Below are 16,509 nucleotides of genomic sequence, written 5' to 3' on the forward strand. Positions count from 1 at the left end.
CGCGGCACGGCTCGTCATTGGTGGCCGCAGTTCGTCGGTTCCGCGCCGGTCGCCATGACGTGGGCGCGGTTCACCCTGGATTCAACCAGGTTCACGTGCCGGGGTGCAGCGGCCGGTCAGCGGGGTGTGGCGGAGGGGGGCGAGGACGGGACGGGGCCCGCGTCGGGACCGGGCGCCGCGAGCAGGCCGGGGGCCGTGATCTCCGGCGCCGTCGACCATGTGGTCAGGGAGATCGGCGGGGCCGTCGAGAGCGGACGTATCAGCGGGGACATCGCGGCGGCACCGGCCACCACGGGCGCCGCGAGCGTGTGCAGGCGCACCTCGGCCTGCACGGCGAGCGGTGCCGGCGCTCCGGGCAGGAGCGGCGCGGACACCTCCGTCGGGGCCGTCGGGGCGTCCCCGAGGACCCGTCCGCCCTGGCCCTGCACGAGGAGCGGGCCGACCCCGCGCCGCCGCTGGTTGTGGGGCACCGTCGTGGCTCCCGCCCCCGGCGTACGCATCGGCGTCACATTGCTGCCGTTCCCGGAGCCGCCGCGGGCGTCCGTGTCGCCCGGCGCGCCCGTGGTCACGCCGCCCAGCGCGATCGCGGCCAGCGACACCGCACCGGCGGCGACGAACGCGAACCGTCGCCCGCGCGAGGCCGCCGCACGCTCGGCCTCGCTGCGGCCGACGTCATGGATGCGGAAGCCCCGCTGTGCGCCGGAGGTCGGGAGTACGGGCGCGTGGGAGGCGGCAGGGACGTAGTCGAACTCGAAGCGCTCGCCCCGCCTCATGCCGAAGACGCCGGGCGCCCCGGTGCGTCCGGGGAGTCCGCCGCCGAATCCTCCCCCGACCGGCGGTACACCGCCGTCGACGTCACCTCCCCCCGGCAGCCCCTGAAGGCGCGCCAGGAAGCTCTCGGAGGGCGGCGGCGGGGCGGCCTCCGCGAAGACGTTCTTCAGCCGGCGCTGGGCGTCGACCTCCGCCTTGCACTTCGGGCAGGTCGCCACGTGCGCCAGCACGCGCTCACGCGTGTCATGACCGAGCTCGCCGTCGACCAGGGCGGCGAGTCGGTCTCCCAGATGCTGCTCTGCGAGGTGTCCCTCGGCAGGGTTCGGCCGTGATCCACTCACGCGGACGCGCCCCCTCCCCCCAGAGCGGGAACGCGGGCCACGAAGGAGCGGCGCTCGGCGCGCGCCTCCGGCGAGCGGTGCGCGAGAGCCTTGCGCAGCTGCGAACGGCCACGGTGGATCCGGGAGCGGACCGTGCCGAGCTTCACGCCGAGCGTCGCGGCGATCTCCTCGTACGACAGTCCTTCGATGTCGCACAGGACGACCGCGGCACGGAACTCGGGTGCGAGGGTGTCGAGGGCCTGCTGGACGTCCGCGTCGAAGTGCGCGTCGTTGAGGACCTGCTGCGGGGTCGGCTCACGGCTGGGCAGCCGCTCGGCCGCGTCCTCGCCGAGGGCGTCGAAGCGGATGCGCTGCTTGCGGCGGACCATGTCCAGGAAGAGGTTCGTGGTGATGCGGTGCAGCCAGCCCTCGAACGTGCCCGGCGTGTAGGTGGACAGGGAGCGGAAGACGCGGACGAAGACCTCCTGGGTGAGGTCCTCGGCGTCGTGCTGGTTGCCCGTGAGGCGGTACGCCAGCCGGTAGACGCGGCCACTGTGCGTGCTGACGATCTCCTCCCACGTGGGCGGAGTCCACGCCTGCCCGTCCGCGTCGGTGGAGAACGTCGCGGTCCGGTCGTGGTCAGCGGCGTGGCTGTGGTCAGCAGCGGTGTCGTTCACGGATTTCGGCCTGCCCGCCGACCCGAGGAAGCGCCGCAGCACTCCTGCCCGGTTCAAAGGCGCAGCCGCACCTCCCCTGTCGGCTCTGGTGGTGTCCAGTGGAGCCCCTACCATAGCCACCTCGTCCGTTAGCTCCGGATAAGCGGTTTTACGAGAAATTGATCTGTGCTGATACGGCTGATGCGGTTGATGCGGCTGCGTCAGCACTTGCTCGGCGTCCCGCGAGTCGTCGTGATCCAACCGTGTCCCCCGCTCCTGTCTCCCACCCTTCTAAACGCCCGGTCCCATCTGCGGGTTCCCGGCGGCAACGGATACAGTCACGCCCAGGCAACCACGGGGACAGGAGAGGGTCATTACCGGCAACCGGCAGACGAGCTGGGCGTTCGCCGACGCCTATGTCGCCGAGGACGAAGCGCTGCGCTGGGCCCGTGACCGGGCCCGCGAAGCAGGGCTGCGCTCGGTGTCGCCCGGCACGGGCGCCGCGCTGAGGTTGCTGGCCGCTTCCGTGGACGCCAAGGCCGTCGCGGAGATCGGCACCGGGACCGGTGTGTCAGGGATTCATCTGCTGTTCGGGATGCGGCCGGACGGCGTCCTGACCACCGTGGATCCCGAGCCCGAGCACCAGCAGTTCGCCCGGCAGGCCTTCCGCGCTTCGGGGTTCGCCAGCAATCGCGCCCGTTTCATCCCGGGCCGCGCCCTGGACGTCCTTCCGCGGCTCGCGGACGCCGGCTATGACCTCGTCTTCTGCGACGGCGACCGGCTGGAGGTGCTGGAGTACCTCGCTGAATCGTTGCGCCTGCTGCGTCCCGGCGGGCTGGTCGTGTTCGAGGGTGTCTTCGCGAACGGCCGCACGGTGGACTCGGGACCCCAGCCGACGGAGGTACTGCGGCTGCGGGAGCTGCTGCGCGCGGTGCGCGAGAGCCAGGAGCTGGTGCCGTCGCTGCTGCCGGTGGGCGACGGGTTGCTGTGCGCGGTGAAGCGATAACCCCAGGCCACAGCCCCAGGCGACAACCCCTGGCCGGTCGACCTGAGCAAACAGTCGCCCCGGCACCGAATACGGTGCCGGGGCGACTGAAAGGGTATGGTCGCCTGCGGGTCAGCCCACGACCTTCTTGAGGGCGTCGCCGAGCGCGTCGGCCTCGTCCGGGGTCAGCTCGACGACGAGCCGACCGCCGCCTTCGAGCGGAACGCGCATGACGATGCCCCGCCCCTCCTTGGTCACCTCGAGCGGGCCGTCACCCGTCCGCGGCTTCATGGCCGCCATGCTCGTTCCCCTTCCTGAAAACCAGCTCATCGTCAAAGCCGACGGCCCGCTGAAGGGCACGCGCGGTCCGTCAAGGGACACGCGACACCGGCATCGAACACATTGCTTCCAAGCCATTATCCCGCATCTCACGACCCGATGACCAACATCAGTCGGCATCGCTTGGGCAACGCGCGCGAGCAAAACCACTCAATTCGGCGATGTAACTGCGATACTGCGCAGCCGCACGGACTTCCGCGAAGCGGAAGCCGGGACAAATTCTTTGACGCAGGTCACATGGACGCTCGGGGCCGTTGTCGGTGATCTCCGCCATGCTGTCCTCAGACAGGACGTACTGACCGGTACGCCCGCAGCCGCGACTCCGGAGGGGATACGCCATGGCCGACACCGTGCTCTACGAGGTGAGCGACGGGCTTGCGACGATCACGCTGAACCGCCCCGAGGCGATGAACGCGCTGAACATCGAGACCAAGGTCGCACTCAGGGAGGCGGTCCAGTCCGCGGCGGCGGACGACGCCGTACGGGCGGTGCTGCTGACCGCGTCCGGGGACCGGGCGTTCTGCGTGGGGCAGGACCTCAAGGAGCACATCGGGCTGCTGGCCGCCGATCGGGAGGCGGGCGGGGGCGAAGGGCAGACGATGAGCACGGTGCGGGAGCACTACAACCCGATCGTGCGGGCGCTGGCGGGCATGGCGAAGCCGGTGGTCGCGGGCGTGAACGGGGTCGCGGCCGGGGCGGGCTTCGGCTTCGCGCTCGCCGCGGACTACCGGGTGGTGGCCGACACCGCCGCCTTCAACACGTCCTTCGCCGGTGTGGCGCTGACCGCCGACTCCGGGATCTCCTGGACCCTGCCGCGCGTCGTCGGGCCGGGGCGGGCCGCCGACCTGCTGCTGTTCCCGCGGAGCATCAAGGCGCAGGAGGCGTACGAGCTGGGGATCGCGAACCGGGTCGTGCCCTCGGAGTCGCTGCGCGGCGAGGCGGAGACCGTCGCGCGGGCGCTGGCCGAGGGGCCGACGGTGGCCTATGGGGCGATCAAGGAGGCGGTGGCGTACGGGCTGTCCCACTCCTTGGCGGAGACGCTGGAGAAGGAGGATGAGCTGCAGACTCGGGCGGGGGCGTCCGAGGACCATGCGATCGCGGTGCAGGCTTTTGTGAACAAGGAAAAGCCGAAGTACTTGGGCCGGTGAGTTCGGGGGCCAGGAGCGCCGTCGGGGACTGCGGGTTCGTTGTGGCTGGTCGCTCCCCCCACTCTCGGCTTCGCTCGAGCGGGGGGACCCCCATCGCGGCGGAGCCGCATATCGAGCACAGCCCCGCGCCCCTTAAGGAGCGCTTCTCGCCACGCACGCTTCCAGGTGGTCGTCGACCAGACCGCACGCCTGCATCAACGCATACGCCGTCGTCGGGCCCACGAAGCGCAGGCCCCTCTTCTTCAGGGCCTTGGACAGGGCCGTCGACTCGGGCGTGACCGCCGGGACGTCGGACAGCGTCTTCGGGATCGGGCGGGTCGTCGGGTCGGGGGCGTGGGACCAGATCAGGGTGTCCAGCTCGCCCGGGGACCAGTCGGCCAGCACGCGCGCGTTGGCGAGGGTCGCGTCGATCTTGGCGCGGTTGCGAATGATGCCGGGGTCGGCGAGCAGGCGCTCGCGGTCGGCGTCCGTGAAGGCGGCCACCTTGGCGATCTCGAAGCCGGCGAAGGCGGAGCGGAAGCCGGGGCGGCGGCGCAGGATGGTGATCCAGGACAGGCCGGACTGGAAGGCCTCCAGGGCCAGCCGCTCGAACAGCGCGTCGTCGCCGTGGACCGGGCGGCCCCACTCCTCGTCGTGGTACGTCACGTAGTCCTCGGTGGACAGGGCCCAGGGGCAGCGCAGCGCGCCGTCCGGGCCTGCCAGGGCCGTGCTGTCGCTCACCGGTCCTCCTCCGGCCCGTGTTTCTCCATGGAGGCGCGGGCTGCGGCCCGGGCGCCGGCCAGGGCGGACTCCAGGTCGGCGATCCGGGCGTCGCGCTCGGCGAGCTCGGCGGCGAGGCGGCCCAGGGCGTCGTCCACGTCCGCCATGCGGTAGCCGCGGGCGGCGAGCGGGAAGCGCAGGGAGTCGACGTCCGCCCGGGCGACCGGGCGGTCCGGGGGCAGCTGGTCATGGAACCGCTCGGGTGCGGCCTCGGGCAGCGGGCCGTGCTCGCCGCCGCCCACCACGGCGAGGGTCACCGCCGCGACGACGACGGCGAGGGCCACGACCAGGAACAAGAACATCACCATCGCTGAAGGTCCCCACGCGGAGTGTGCCGGCCTACGCCGACATCGAATGTGTCAGGGTCCGATCGTGCCATGCGAGTCTGACAGTTAGGGTCGCAGGCGGTCGGAAAGGCCGCGGGCCAGGACGTACGAGGAAAGGTCACAGGGGATGCTCAGGCTGGGCAGGCGGGAGTTCCACCCGCACGAGCCGGTGATCATGGCGATCGTGAACCGGACCCCGGACTCCTTCTACGACCGCGGGGCCACCTTCCACGACGAGCCCGCCCTCGCGCGCGTGGAGCAGGCGGTGGCGGAGGGGGCCGCGATCATCGACATCGGCGGGGTCAAGGCAGGCCCGGGCGAGGAGGTGACCGCCGAGGAGGAGGCGCGGCGGACGGTCGGGTTCGTGGCGGAGGTCCGGCGGCGGTTCCCGGACGTCGTGATCAGCGTGGACACCTGGCGGCACGAGGTCGGCGAGGCCGTGTGCGAGGCCGGGGCGGATCTGCTGAACGACGCGTGGGGCGGAGTGGATCCGCGGCTCGCGGAGGTCGCCGCGCGGTACGGGGTGGGGCTGGTGTGCACGCATGCCGGCGGTGCGGAGCCGCGTACGCGGCCGCACCGGGTGACGTACGACGACGTCATGGCCGACATCCTGCGGGTGACCGTCGGGCTCGCCGAGCGGGCGGTGTCGCTGGGGGTGCCGCGGGAGTCGGTGCTGATCGATCCCGGGCACGACTTCGGGAAGAACACGCGGCACAGTCTGGAGGCGACGCGCAGGCTCGGGGAGATGGTGGAGACCGGGTGGCCGGTGCTGGTGTCGCTGTCCAACAAGGACTTCGTGGGAGAGACGCTGGACAAGCCCGTGAAGGAGCGGGTGATCGGCACGCTGGCGACGACTGCGGTGTCCGCGTGGCTCGGGGCGCAGGTGTACCGGGTGCACGAGGTGGCGGAGACGCGGCAGGTGCTCGACATGGTGGCGTCGATTGCAGGCCACCGGGAGCCTGCGGTGGCCCGGCGGGGGCTGGCTTAGGGCGTTGCCCATGTCGTACCAGGGGGCTCCGCCCCTGGACCCCCGCCTATGCCCACCCACCACCCGTTTACCGTCGGCCAAGAGGTGTGAACCCCTACAGCAGCCCCTCGCTGACTTAACGCCCCGCCTCCTTCGAGACCAACGCCACCGCCTCCTCCACGTCGTCCGTGATGTGAAAGAGGTGCAGGTCCTTCTCCGAGGCCTTGCCCTGGGCGACCAGGGTGCTGCGGAGCCAGTCGACGAGGCCGCCCCAGTACTGGCTGCCGAAGAGGACGATCGGGAAGCGGGTGACCTTCTGGGTCTGGACGAGAGTGAGCGCCTCGAAGAGTTCGTCCAGGGTGCCGAGGCCTCCCGGCAGGACCACGAAGCCCTGCGCGTACTTGACGAACATCATCTTCCGGACGAAGAAGTAGCGGAAGTTGAGGCCGATGTCGACGTAGGGATTCAGGCCCTGCTCGAAGGGCAGCTCGATGCCGAGGCCGACCGAGATGCCGCCCGCCTCGCACGCGCCCTTGTTGGCGGCCTCCATCGCCCCGGGGCCGCCGCCCGTGATGACCGCGAAGCCCGCCTCGACCAGGCCTCGGCCCAGGCGGACGCCGATGTCGTATTCCGAGGAGTCCACCGGCGTACGGGCGGAGCCGAACACGCTGATGGCGGGCGGGAGTTCGGCCAGGGTGCCGAATCCCTCGATGAACTCCGACTGGATGCGCAGGACTCGCCAGGGGTCCGTGTGGACCCAGTCCGACGGGCCGCCCGCGTCCAGCAGTCGCTGGTCCGTCGTGCTCGCCGTCACCTGGCTCCGCCGTCGGAGGACCGGGCCGAGGCGCTGCTCCTCCGGCGGCTGCTTCTTGCCCTCAGGGTTGCCGGTGGCCATGTGCGCTCCCTCCGTTGCGGGGTCGTTCCACCTCAGCGTAGATCTACGCGGGTTAAGGACGGGGTACGTGTGCATGTCCGCCATGAAGCGCCACGGCACCGGCCGGTCTCACGCCGTGAGCCAGGACCTCAGGCGCTCCTCGCCCGCCAGGATCTTCGCCGTTTCGACCCGTTCGTCCCGCTTGTGCGCCAAGTGCGGGTTGCCCGGGCCGTAGTTGACGGCGGGGATGCCCAACGCGCTGAACCGGGAGACGTCCGTCCAGCCGTACTTCGGCTGCGGGGTGCCCCCGACCGCCTCGATGAAGGCCGCCGCGGCCGGGTGGGACAGACCGGGCAGGGCGGCTCCGCTGTGGTCGTCGACGACGAAGTCGGTCACCCCGCAGTCCGCGAAGACCTCACGGACGTGGGCGATCGCCTCCTCCTCGGTGCGGTCCGGGGCGTAACGGAAGTTGACCGTCACGACACACTCGTCCGGGATGACATTTCCGGCCACACCCCCCGAAATCCCTACAGCGTTCAGGCCCTCGCGGTACTCCAGACCGTCGATCACCGGGTAGCGGGGCTCGTACGAGGCCAGGCGGGCCAGGATCGGCGCCGCCGCGTGGATCGCGTTGGAGCCCATCCAGCTGCGCGCCGAGTGGGCCCGTTCGCCCCTGGTCTTCAGCAGCACGCGCAGGGTGCCCTGGCAGCCGCCCTCGACCTGGCCGTCCGACGGTTCCAGCAGCACCGCGAAGTCGCCCCGCAGCCACTCCGGATGGGCCTCGGCGACATGCTTGAGGCCGTTGAGCTCGGCGGCGACCTCCTCGTTGTCGTAGAAGACGAACGTCAGGTCGCGGTTCGGGGCCGGGACGGTGGCCGCGATGCGCAGCTGGACCGCGACGCCCGCCTTCATGTCGCAGGTGCCGCAGCCCCACAGCACACCCTCGTCGTCCAGCCTGGACGGGACGTTGTCGGCGATCGGCACGGTGTCGATGTGACCGGCGAGGATCACCCGCTCCGCCCGGCCCAGGTTCGTGCGGGCGACGACGTTGTTGCCGTAGCGGTCGACCGTCAGGTGCGGCAGGGCGCGCAGGGCACCCTCGATCGCGTCCGCGAGCGGCTTCTCGCTGCCGCTCTCGGAGGGGAAGTCGACGAGCCGGGCGGTGAGCTGTGCGGCGTCCAGGGTGAGGTCAAGCGGGGTGTCGGCCATGCCGTCGACCCTAACGCGCCGGTCCGCCGAAGCACTGTCCACACCCGGGGCGGGCGCCTTGACGAACTCCAGTACCTTGTACGGATGCCAGAGCCGTCCCCTACACCTCAGCGTCGTGGCCGCCTCTTCCGTATCGGGGCGGCCTTCGTGGTCCTGCTCGCGGTCGCGGGCTATCTCGTGGTGCAGTACGTCACCGGAGGCCCCGGCGGTCCGCAGTGCAAGGTCGTGTCGGCCGACGACGACGGGGCGACGTACGAGTTCACGCCCGAGCAGGCGGTGAACGCGGCGACGATCACCGCCGTCGGCACCGCGCGCGGACTGCCCGAGCGGGCTGTGACGATCGCGCTGGCGACCGCCCTCCAGGAGTCGGCGCTGCGCAACATCGACCACGGCGACCGGGACTCGCTCGGCCTGTTCCAGCAGCGGCCGTCGCAGGGCTGGGGCACGGAGCAGGAGATCATGGACCCGATCTACTCGGCGGGCATGTTCTACGACCACCTGGTCGAGGTTCCCGACTACACCCGGCTGCCGCTCACCGTGGCCGCGCAGCGCGTGCAGCGCAGCGGATTTCCGGAGGCCTACGCCAAGCACGAGCCGGACGCCACCCTGCTCGCCGCCGCGCTCACCGGGCGGACCGCGGCCACGCTGACCTGTCAGGGACGGCCGGGCGCAACCCCGACCGCCGGTCCGGACGCGGTGCGCTCCGCGCTCGTACGGGACTTCGGGCGGGACGCGGTGGCGCAGGCCGGCGCGGAGGTGGGCGCGACGCCGGCGCCCGCGCCGAGCGACCTGATCACCGAGACCAGTGGGCGCACGGTGACCGTGCCGGTGGCCGCGGACACCGGCGCCGACGGGCGCAGCGTCCGGGAGCGCGGCTGGCAGCTCGCGCACTGGGCGGTCGCCAACGCCTCCGCGCTGCACATCGAGCGCGTCTCGTACGCCGGCCGGGAGTGGACCGCCGGGAACACCGCCAGCCAGTGGCGTACGGCGTCCGGCGACGGGAAGGGCACCGACGGGGCGGAGAGCGCCGCGAGCGCGGTCCGGATCGTCGCTGCACAGTAGTGCGGGGCTTCCCCCTCAGGGGTTACGTGCGTGGACGGCCGGCGACGGTGTGATCAGGTTTTCGTGACCTCACCCTCGCATCCATCGAAACCCTTGAAAACAAAGGGCGGTAAGGATTCGGCAGACTTTGCGGCCGGATGTCCTTTGCCCGTTTTTATCCGGAGCCGATAATGCGACACATTGCCAACTCTTTACTCTGGACCTCCGCAACCTTCGGGGGCTTCGAGCGGTAGTCACTGCGTCCGCGTCCGGAGATCAACAGCCGGGCACGGTCGGACACTTCATCGTTTCCTCCCGTCAAAGGAGCACCATGTCCCTCCCTCTGACCCGTCGGATCGCCCGTGCCGCGCTGCTCGTCGCAGCGGGAGCGGCTGCCGGGGTCGGTGCGGCCGGCTCCGCCAGCGCGGCCCCCGAAAAGCCCGCCACCCCCAACGTCGGCGGGCTGACCGCCCTGGACGGGGCGAGCGTCGGCAACACCGTCGACGGCGCGGCCAAGGACGTCACCGGTGCCGCGGGCGACACCGGCAGCAAGGCGGTCAAGCAGTCGGTGCCGACCGCAGGCAAGACCGGTGGCCAGATTGCCAAGAAGGCGACGCCGGCGGTGCAGAAGACTGCGGGTGACGCTGCCGGGGCGGCCGGGGAAGTCGTGGGTGACACCGCTTCGACGGCGACGAAGGGTGGGCTGCCGACGGATGGGCTGGCCAAGGGTGGGCTGCCGACGCAGACTCTGCCGAAGAAGTCGCTGCCGGCTACGGGGCTGCCGATCGGCTGACACCGGGTTGTACGGCGGCGGGGTCCAGGGAGTTCCCTGGACCCCGTCGTTTTGCGTGTTGGCAGGGGCCAGGGCCCGTTTTCAGCGGTGCCCGACGCTGCAGGCTGTGCCCACCCTCCCCCACTCTCGGCTTCGCTCGAGCGGGGGGACCCCCATCGCCCAGCGGAACGACTGCCCACAGCGGTATGCGGAGCGACTGCCCGCAGCGGTATCAGGCGAGGCGCTTTACCGCTGCTCGTACCCGCTCGTCCGTTGCTGTGAAGGCTACGCGTACGAAGTTTTCGCCGGCCGGGCCGTAGAAGTCGCCCGGGGCCACCAGGATGCCGAGGTCGGCCAGGTGGGCGACCGTGGTCCAGCAGGGTTCGTCGCGGGTGGCCCAGAGGTACAGGCTCGCCTCGCTGTGCTCGATGCGGAAGCCGTGGTTCAGCAGCGCCTCCCGCAGCGCCGTGCGGCGGGCCGCGTAGCGCTCGCGCTGGACACGGACGTGGCCGTCGTCGCCGAGGGCGGCCACCACGGCCGCCTGGGTGGGCGCCGACGTCATCATGCCGCCGTGCTTGCGGATCTCCAGGAGGGGGCCGAGGACGGCCGGGTCGCCGGCCAGGAAGGCCGCGCGGTAGCCCGCGAGGTTGGAGCGCTTGGAGAGCGAGTGGACCGAGACGATGCCCTCGTAGGAGCCGCCGTTGACGTCCGGGTGGAGGACGGAGACCGGGTCGGCCTCCCAGCCCAGTTCGAGGTAGCACTCGTCGGAGAAGAGCAACACGCCGTGCTCGCGGGCCCAGGCGACGATCCGGGTCAGTTCCTCCTTCGACAGGACCCTGCCCGTCGGGTTGGAGGGTGAGTTGAGCCAGAGGAGCTTCAGGTTCGCCGGGTCGAGCTCGGTCGGGTCGTCGTAGACCTCGTAGTCCGCACGGGCCAGGCGCGCGCCCACCTCGTAGGTCGGGTAGGCCAGGCGCGGGTAGGCGACCTTGTCGCCGGGGCCGAGGCCCAGCTGGGTGGGGAGCCAGGCGACCAGTTCCTTGGAGCCGACGATCGGCAGGACGTGGTGGTGGGTGACGTCCCGGGCGCCTAGGCGGCGGCGCAGCCAGCCGGTGATCGCGTCGCGCAGCTCCGGCGTGCCCCAGACCGTCGGGTAGCCCGGGGAGTCGGCCGCCGCGACGAGCGCCTTCTGGATCAGCTCGGGGACCGGGTCGACCGGGGTGCCGACGGACAGGTCGACGATGCCGTCCGGGTGCGCGGCGGCCGTCTGCTTGTACGGCGCCAACTTGTCCCAGGGGAAGGTGGGCAGGCGGTCGGAGACTGCGGACACGGTTCTGGCTCACTTTCTCGTGCGTACGAGCCGTTCGGGACGGCAAACGCCTCGGTCCCGTACGGCGGTGACCGCCGCGAGGGCGATCAGGCCGTACGGGACCGAGGCGACGCTCCTCAAGCGACGGCTGGGGTCCTCCCAGCGAGCCGCTTACTGGTTCTGCGGCGGAAGCGCGGCGATGAAGGGGTGGTCGCGCTCGATCAGGCCGAGCTTGCTGGCGCCGCCGGGCGAGCCGAGCTCGTCGAAGAACTCGACGTTCGCCTTGTAGTAGTCCTTCCACTCTTCCGGAGTGTCGTCCTCGTAGAAGATCGCCTCGACCGGGCAGACCGGCTCACAGGCACCACAGTCGACGCATTCGTCCGGGTGGATGTACAAGGACCGGGAGCCCTCGTAGATGCAGTCGACCGGGCACTCCTCGATGCACGCCTTGTCCTTGACGTCGACACAAGGCTGCGCGATGACGTAGGTCACGCTGTCGTTCCTCCTCGATACGGGCGCTGGCGGGCCTCCTCAGGCTCCGCCGCCTGGCGCGCGGGAGCGCGGCGTCGTCGATGCCCGCCCCTAGTATCTCCGTTCTTGGGCATGATCCGAACAGGAGGGGTGGACTGACCTGTGGAATTCTCGCCGATAGGACGCCTTGAGGTCCGTATCACCGCTGCTGACGTGGGCAAACGGGTCTCCGTACGGCGGTTGGGCCACCCTGGTGTCACGCAGGAGAAATTCACCGACACGGTGGGTGTTCTCACATCCTGGAACAACGGGGTGCTGGTGATCACACGACGGGACGGTGAACGCGTCCGGATCGAGGAATCCTCGCTGGTCGCGGGCAAGGTGGTGCCTGCGGCACCGGCCCGGCGGCGTGGGCCGTCCGCGTCGTACCAGGAGCTCGCGCGGGTCGCGGCCCGGGCGTGGCGGCCGGTGGAGAGCGAACGGCTCGGCGAGTGGGAGCTGCGGGCCGCAGTGCAGGAGGTGTCGCGCGAAGCGCGTCCATGGGGGGTGGTGGCCGGGCGACGGGCGGGCTTCACCCGGCGGGCCAACTCCGTGCTGCCGCTCGGCGACCCCGGCATGCCGCTCGACGAGGCGTTGACCGTCGTACGGCGGTGGTACCGCGACCGCGGCCTGCCCGCGTACATCCAGACCGCCACCGGCGCCGAGGGCACCCAGGAGCTGCTGTGCGCGGAGCTGGAGGAGCGCGGGTGGGTGCGTGAGGTGACCGCCGAGCTGTGGACCGGGGCACTCGCGCCGGTCGCCGACCGGGCCGAGGGGGCCGGGGTCGTGCTGTCCCGGGAGGCGGACGCGGCCTGGCTGGCGCGGTATCAGCGCAAGGGGGTGAGCGAGGTGGCGCTGAAGGTGCTGGGGGGAGGGCCCTCGGTGTGGTTCGCGACCGTGCCCGGTGCAGGCGCGGGGGCGCCTCCTGCCGCGATCGGGCGGTGTGTGGTCGACGGACGGTGGGCCGGGTTCGCCGCCGTCGAGGTCGATCCGGCGCTACGGCGGCAGGGACTGGCCGGCGCCGTGATGGCCGCGCTGGCCCGGCAGGCCCTCGACGAGGGCGCATCGGCGGCATGGCTCCAGGTCGAGACGGACAATGTGGGGGCACGGGCGCTGTACACCGGGATGGGCTTCACTGCGCATCACGCGTACCACCACTACCGGGAGCCGCAGGCGTCCGGCGCGCCTGGGCACTGACAGCGGGAGGTCGGCAGGTGGTCATGCAACCCCCCTTCCCCCCACCGCCGGAGCGGTCCGCCGAGGTACGGCGGCGGTTCGCCGAGGAGGCGCGGTCCGAGCGGCCCGATCTGGCCACGCTGTGTCTGCTCGTCGGCGCGGAGGCCGACGGGGCGCTGGACGACGTCGGGATCGACGCCGCGCAGGTGGAGCTGGACGAGCTGGCCGGGCGGCTGCCCTTCCGGCCGGGTGGGCCGCGCGCCTGGGCCGAGGCGCTGCGTGAACTGCTCGGGGAGCGGTGCGGGTTCCACGGCACACCGGGTGATTACCAGCGTCTGGAGTCCTCGCTGCTGCATGCCGTGCTGCGGCGGCGGCGCGGGCTGCCGATTCTGCTGTCGGTGGTGTGGGTGGAGGTGGCTCGGCGGGCGGGGGCTCCGGTGTACGGGGTGGCGCTGCCGGGGCACTTCGTGGTCGGGTTCGGGAAGCCGGAGGAACAGGTGCTCGCCGACCCGTTCGAGGGTGGGCGGGTGCTGACCGGGCACGACGCGGAGCTGCTGGTCGTGGGGGCCACGGGGGCGCCGTTGGACTCCTCGATGCTGGTGCCCGCGGCGCCGTTGGACGTCGTGCTGCGGGTCCTGAACAACATCCGGGCGTGGGCGGCTGCGCGGGCCGAGCGGACGGATGTGGCGTTGTGGGCCGTCGAGCTGTCGCTGTTGCTGCCGGCGCATCCTGCGCGGTTGCGGTACGAGCGGGCGCAGTTGCTGGTGCGGCGGGGGGATTTCCTGGGCGGGGCGCGGGAGTTGGACGCGTATGCGGAGGTGGTGGGTGCGGTGGACGAGGGGGCGGCCGAGCGGGTGCGGGGAGAGGCTTCGGCGGCTCGGGCGATGCTCAATTAGCGGTTCGCCGCGGGGGGGGCATACGACGAAGGGGGCGCCCGGCGGTCGCCGGGCGCCCCCACCACTGCGTCAGCGAGCCACTAGTTGGGGTTGGTGTCGATGACTTCGATGCGCTCTGCCGGCGTCTTGCCGCGCAGAGCCTTGCGCAGGGCGGAGGCGACGTCCGCCGGCTGGACGGCACGCTTCCCGCTCGCGCCCTCGATCTGCACGCCGTCGAAGGTGCTGCCGTACGCCTCCTCGAGCGCCTTGAGGTTGTACGTCTCCACGAGCTTGCCGTCGACCGCCTTGAAGCCGAGGATCTTGGGCAGTGACACGGGGCCGAAGTCGATCTTGTGTGCCGCGTCGGTCTGGACCGTGGCGAGGGCGGACATCGCAGGCTCGGCGAACTCCTTCATCATCCGGTCGACCTCGGCGTCGGAGACCGTCGGCTGCCGGGCGGTCGTCGGCAGCTGCACCGGCGTGGACGTGCCGGTCTCGACCTGGGTGCGGTAGGCCTCCTCGACGGCGTCGGTGGCCTGGTCGACGGCGATGCCCTTGCCGGCCTTGCCGTAGACGGCGACGGCCTTGCCGGACTCGAACTTGATCGTGCCGTCGGTCGCGGTGCCGGCGCCGCCCGCCGCGTCCTCCAGGGACGCCTTCAGCTTCTCCTCGTCGACCGGCATGACCGGTTCGACGACCCGCTCCTGGCCGAAGAGCGAGCCGATCACGGAAACCGGGTTGTAGTCGCTCTTCGCGGCGGCGCCGACCGTGGAGTCGACGTCGAACTGGAGTCCCGACTGGTCCGGCCTGAGCGAGACGGTGTCGCCGTCGACGGACAGCTTCAGCGGGTTGTCGATCCGGTCGCCGAGGGCCTCGTCGAGCTTCTTGACGGCGTCGTCGCGGGTGCCGCCGCCGATGTCGACGCCGAGGACGGTGGTGCCCTTGGGCACATCGGAGTGGTTCATCAGCAGACCGGCGCCGTAGGCGACTCCGGCGACGAAGAACACGCCGCCGCCGAGCAGGACCAGCTTGTTGCGACCCTTCTTTTTCTTGGGCGCGGCGGCGGACACGTTCTGCTGCACCGGCTCGGGCAGCTTCGGCGGCGTGTGCGGCAGCGGCCCGTCGGTGGGCGCGCCGGGTGCGAAGGGCGTGCCACGGTCGGCGGACGGCACGACGGGGATACCGCTGGTGACGGTGTGTCCGGAGACGTTGTCGGGAACACCGAAGGCGCTGCCGGGGGGCGGTTCGGGGGCCTGCTTCTGCGGGGTGAGGATGGCGGTGTCGTCGCTCATACCGCCGCCGGGGCCGCGGCCGGTGTGCGGGGCGGTGCCCGGACCGCCGGGGGTGCCAGGTGCGCCGGGGCCGCCGAAGGTGCCGGGTGCGCCCAGACCGCCGGGTGCGCCAGGACCGCCGGAAACGGTGCCCGGCCTGCCGGGTGCGCCGGGGCCGCCCGTGGGCGGCGGGACGAGGGGGCCGTCGCCGGTGACCGGGCCGCCGGTCGGGCCCGCGGGGCCCTGCGGGCTGCTCCGGCCGCCGTGGCCGCCCGGTCCGCCCAGGCCGCCGTGACCGCTCAGGCCGGCGGAGCCGTTCTGACCGTTGGGGCCGTTCTGGCCGTTGGGGCCGTTGGGCGTGGACTGATGCCCGTATCCGCCCTGGCCGTTCTCCGCGAAGTACGGCAGGTCGTCGCGGCGGGGTTCGCCGGAGCCGCCCGGGCCGGGGACCGAGCCGTTGCTCAGCGGGCCCGCCGCGAGCGCCTCGGTCACGTCGAAGGAGCCGGTACCGCCGCCGTGCCCGGGAGCCACGGGGCCGCCGGTGGCGCCGGGCAGCCCGGCACCGTTCGTACCGCCTCCGCCGGAGCGGGCGGCGTCACCGGGCCGGGAGCCGCCCGGCATGTTCATGGAGCCGACCACGCCACCGGGGCGGCCACTGCCCGGACGCGGCGCCGCGCCGGACGCGGGCGCACCGGGAGCGGCGGCGCCGGTGGCCGGGCCGGAACCGGCGGGCTGCCCGGCCCCGTTGGCGGAGCCGCCGCCCTGACCGCCCTTGGCCGGCCCGGACTTGCGGGGCGCGAACCAGTCGCTGGTCTTCTCCTCGGCCGGCTGGGGATGCTCGGCCGGAGCCTCGACCGTGCCGGTGGTGGTGGCCGGGTCCGCCGGGGCCGCCTCGGCGGCGGTGTCGTCGGCGGCCTCGGTGTCCGCGACGGGCTTGCGCACGACGACCGGCGGGATGGGCCGCGACCCGGGGATGTTGATCCGGATCCGGGTCGTCAGCGTGGTCTCGGTCTTGCGCTCCTCCGGCTGCGCGGCCGAACGGCCCGCTCCAGCACCGCTGTCGGAAGCCGTGGGGGTGCCGTAGGGCGGCGTGCCCGAGGGGTATGCGGCTCCGCCGCGCCCGCTGGGCCCGGAGGACGGACTGTCAGTTTCACGACTCAAGGCAGGTTCTCCCGGTTGGCTCCACCGCCCGTTACGACCTCAC

The 16,509-nt window shown here is 72.0% G+C and carries 18 protein-coding genes; 7 read left to right on the top strand and 11 right to left on the bottom strand.

What is annotated here, in order from left to right; all coding sequences use genetic code 11:
• Nucleotides 1-116: 116 nt before the first annotated feature.
• On the bottom strand, nucleotides 117-1,112 hold the full coding sequence (locus tag ACFVJQ_RS03005) for an anti-sigma factor family protein (RefSeq protein WP_385780487.1): 996 nt from the start codon (nucleotides 1,110-1,112) through the stop codon (nucleotides 117-119).
• Nucleotides 1,109-1,882 (bottom strand): RNA polymerase sigma factor SigE, encoded by a 774-nt coding sequence (gene sigE / locus ACFVJQ_RS03010; protein ID WP_224739053.1) that lies wholly within the window; start codon nucleotides 1,880-1,882, stop codon nucleotides 1,109-1,111. The genes ACFVJQ_RS03005 and sigE overlap by 4 nt, the downstream gene beginning before the upstream one ends.
• Before the next feature lie 172 nt (nucleotides 1,883-2,054).
• On the opposite strand from sigE, the gene ACFVJQ_RS03015 reads away from it, so the two are divergent.
• Entirely contained in the window at nucleotides 2,055-2,753 is a 699-nt protein-coding gene (locus ACFVJQ_RS03015; RefSeq protein ID WP_308040600.1) for an O-methyltransferase, read from the top strand.
• A gap of 111 nt (nucleotides 2,754-2,864) precedes the next feature.
• On the opposite strand, the gene ACFVJQ_RS03020 is transcribed toward ACFVJQ_RS03015, so the two are convergent.
• Together ACFVJQ_RS03020 and ACFVJQ_RS03025 are read right to left on the bottom strand one after the other, a co-directional pair.
• On the bottom strand, nucleotides 2,865-3,032 hold the full coding sequence (locus ACFVJQ_RS03020) for a DUF3117 domain-containing protein (protein WP_003966491.1): 168 nt from the start codon (nucleotides 3,030-3,032) through the stop codon (nucleotides 2,865-2,867).
• Nucleotides 3,033-3,180: 148 nt separating this feature from the next.
• Nucleotides 3,181-3,345, bottom strand: coding sequence for a hypothetical protein (locus ACFVJQ_RS03025; protein ID WP_385510746.1), 165 nt, complete (start codon nucleotides 3,343-3,345; stop codon nucleotides 3,181-3,183).
• Nucleotides 3,346-3,409: 64 nt separating this feature from the next.
• Here ACFVJQ_RS03025 and ACFVJQ_RS03030 point away from each other — a divergent pair, with 64 nt between their 5' ends.
• Nucleotides 3,410-4,219, top strand: a complete 810-nt coding sequence (locus tag ACFVJQ_RS03030; protein WP_385510747.1) for an enoyl-CoA hydratase/isomerase family protein — start codon at nucleotides 3,410-3,412, stop codon at nucleotides 4,217-4,219.
• A gap of 132 nt (nucleotides 4,220-4,351) precedes the next feature.
• On the opposite strand, the gene ACFVJQ_RS03035 is transcribed toward ACFVJQ_RS03030, so the two are convergent.
• Together ACFVJQ_RS03035 and ACFVJQ_RS03040 are read right to left on the bottom strand one after the other, a co-directional pair.
• Nucleotides 4,352-4,939, bottom strand: a complete 588-nt coding sequence (locus ACFVJQ_RS03035; protein ID WP_385510749.1) for a DNA-3-methyladenine glycosylase I — start codon at nucleotides 4,937-4,939, stop codon at nucleotides 4,352-4,354.
• Nucleotides 4,936-5,286, bottom strand: a complete 351-nt coding sequence (locus ACFVJQ_RS03040; protein WP_385510750.1) for a DivIVA domain-containing protein — start codon at nucleotides 5,284-5,286, stop codon at nucleotides 4,936-4,938. Before ACFVJQ_RS03040 ends, ACFVJQ_RS03035 begins: the two co-directional genes overlap by 4 nt.
• A 145-nt stretch (nucleotides 5,287-5,431) precedes the next feature.
• Between ACFVJQ_RS03040 and folP the strand changes: the two genes are divergently transcribed.
• Nucleotides 5,432-6,292: a dihydropteroate synthase gene (folP, locus tag ACFVJQ_RS03045; protein WP_385264902.1), complete on the top strand. Its 861-nt coding sequence runs from the start codon at nucleotides 5,432-5,434 to the stop codon at nucleotides 6,290-6,292.
• A gap of 115 nt (nucleotides 6,293-6,407) precedes the next feature.
• On the opposite strand, the gene ACFVJQ_RS03050 is transcribed toward folP, so the two are convergent.
• Both ACFVJQ_RS03050 and dapE read right to left on the bottom strand, forming a co-directional pair.
• Nucleotides 6,408-7,166, bottom strand: a complete 759-nt coding sequence (locus ACFVJQ_RS03050; protein ID WP_385510751.1) for a TIGR00730 family Rossman fold protein — start codon at nucleotides 7,164-7,166, stop codon at nucleotides 6,408-6,410.
• A gap of 108 nt (nucleotides 7,167-7,274) precedes the next feature.
• A complete protein-coding gene (gene dapE / locus ACFVJQ_RS03055; RefSeq protein WP_385780493.1) occupies nucleotides 7,275-8,354 on the bottom strand; it encodes a succinyl-diaminopimelate desuccinylase in 1,080 nt (359 codons plus the stop codon).
• An 84-nt stretch (nucleotides 8,355-8,438) separates the two neighbouring features.
• Between dapE and ACFVJQ_RS03060 the strand changes: the two genes are divergently transcribed.
• A complete protein-coding gene (locus tag ACFVJQ_RS03060) occupies nucleotides 8,439-9,416 on the top strand; it encodes a heavy metal transporter (RefSeq protein ID WP_385510754.1) in 978 nt (325 codons plus the stop codon).
• Nucleotides 9,417-9,726: 310 nt separating this feature from the next.
• The gene (locus ACFVJQ_RS03065) at nucleotides 9,727-10,188 is read left to right on the top strand and encodes an ATP-binding protein (RefSeq protein ID WP_385510755.1); all 462 of its coding nucleotides are present in this window, start codon (nucleotides 9,727-9,729) and stop codon (nucleotides 10,186-10,188) included.
• Between the two features lie 211 nt (nucleotides 10,189-10,399).
• Here ACFVJQ_RS03065 and ACFVJQ_RS03070 read toward each other — a convergent pair whose 3' ends face one another.
• Entirely contained in the window at nucleotides 10,400-11,494 is a 1,095-nt protein-coding gene (locus ACFVJQ_RS03070) for a bifunctional succinyldiaminopimelate transaminase/glutamate-prephenate aminotransferase (protein WP_385510757.1), read from the bottom strand.
• Nucleotides 11,495-11,644: 150 nt separating this feature from the next.
• Nucleotides 11,645-11,965, bottom strand: a complete 321-nt coding sequence (gene fdxA / locus ACFVJQ_RS03075; RefSeq protein ID WP_018089397.1) for a ferredoxin — start codon at nucleotides 11,963-11,965, stop codon at nucleotides 11,645-11,647.
• A 141-nt stretch (nucleotides 11,966-12,106) separates the two neighbouring features.
• On the opposite strand from fdxA, the gene ACFVJQ_RS03080 reads away from it, so the two are divergent.
• Both ACFVJQ_RS03080 and ACFVJQ_RS03085 read left to right on the top strand, forming a co-directional pair.
• Nucleotides 12,107-13,180 (top strand): GNAT family N-acetyltransferase, encoded by a 1,074-nt coding sequence (locus ACFVJQ_RS03080; RefSeq protein WP_385510758.1) that lies wholly within the window; start codon nucleotides 12,107-12,109, stop codon nucleotides 13,178-13,180.
• 23 nt (nucleotides 13,181-13,203) lie between these two features.
• On the top strand, nucleotides 13,204-14,055 hold the full coding sequence (locus tag ACFVJQ_RS03085; RefSeq protein WP_385510759.1) for a transglutaminase-like domain-containing protein: 852 nt from the start codon (nucleotides 13,204-13,206) through the stop codon (nucleotides 14,053-14,055).
• Nucleotides 14,056-14,135: 80 nt separating this feature from the next.
• On the opposite strand, the gene ACFVJQ_RS03090 is transcribed toward ACFVJQ_RS03085, so the two are convergent.
• Nucleotides 14,136-16,466: a hypothetical protein gene (locus tag ACFVJQ_RS03090; RefSeq protein WP_385780500.1), complete on the bottom strand. Its 2,331-nt coding sequence runs from the start codon at nucleotides 16,464-16,466 to the stop codon at nucleotides 14,136-14,138.
• Nucleotides 16,467-16,509 lie beyond the last annotated feature (43 nt).

This window comes from Streptomyces sp. NPDC127197 (assembly GCF_042672405.1).
GTDB classification, from domain to species: Bacteria; Actinomycetota; Actinomycetes; order Streptomycetales; family Streptomycetaceae; genus Streptomyces; species Streptomyces flavusporus.

Excerpts from the sequence above, each read along its gene's own strand:
- sigE (WP_224739053.1), bottom strand. The coding sequence starts at position 1,882 with ATGGTAGGGGCTCCACTGGACACCACCAGAGCCGACAGGGGAGGTGCG.
- ACFVJQ_RS03020 (WP_003966491.1), bottom strand. The coding sequence starts at position 3,032 with ATGGCGGCCATGAAGCCGCGGACGGGTGACGGCCCGCTCGAGGTGACC.
- ACFVJQ_RS03025 (WP_385510746.1), bottom strand. The coding sequence starts at position 3,345 with ATGGCGGAGATCACCGACAACGGCCCCGAGCGTCCATGTGACCTGCGT.
- ACFVJQ_RS03030 (WP_385510747.1), top strand. The coding sequence starts at position 3,410 with ATGGCCGACACCGTGCTCTACGAGGTGAGCGACGGGCTTGCGACGATC.
- ACFVJQ_RS03040 (WP_385510750.1), bottom strand. The coding sequence starts at position 5,286 with ATGGTGATGTTCTTGTTCCTGGTCGTGGCCCTCGCCGTCGTCGTCGCG.
- folP (WP_385264902.1), top strand. The coding sequence starts at position 5,432 with ATGCTCAGGCTGGGCAGGCGGGAGTTCCACCCGCACGAGCCGGTGATC.
- ACFVJQ_RS03050 (WP_385510751.1), bottom strand. The coding sequence starts at position 7,166 with ATGGCCACCGGCAACCCTGAGGGCAAGAAGCAGCCGCCGGAGGAGCAG.
- dapE (WP_385780493.1), bottom strand. The coding sequence starts at position 8,354 with ATGGCCGACACCCCGCTTGACCTCACCCTGGACGCCGCACAGCTCACC.
- ACFVJQ_RS03060 (WP_385510754.1), top strand. The coding sequence starts at position 8,439 with ATGCCAGAGCCGTCCCCTACACCTCAGCGTCGTGGCCGCCTCTTCCGT.
- ACFVJQ_RS03065 (WP_385510755.1), top strand. The coding sequence starts at position 9,727 with ATGTCCCTCCCTCTGACCCGTCGGATCGCCCGTGCCGCGCTGCTCGTC.
- ACFVJQ_RS03085 (WP_385510759.1), top strand. The coding sequence starts at position 13,204 with ATGCAACCCCCCTTCCCCCCACCGCCGGAGCGGTCCGCCGAGGTACGG.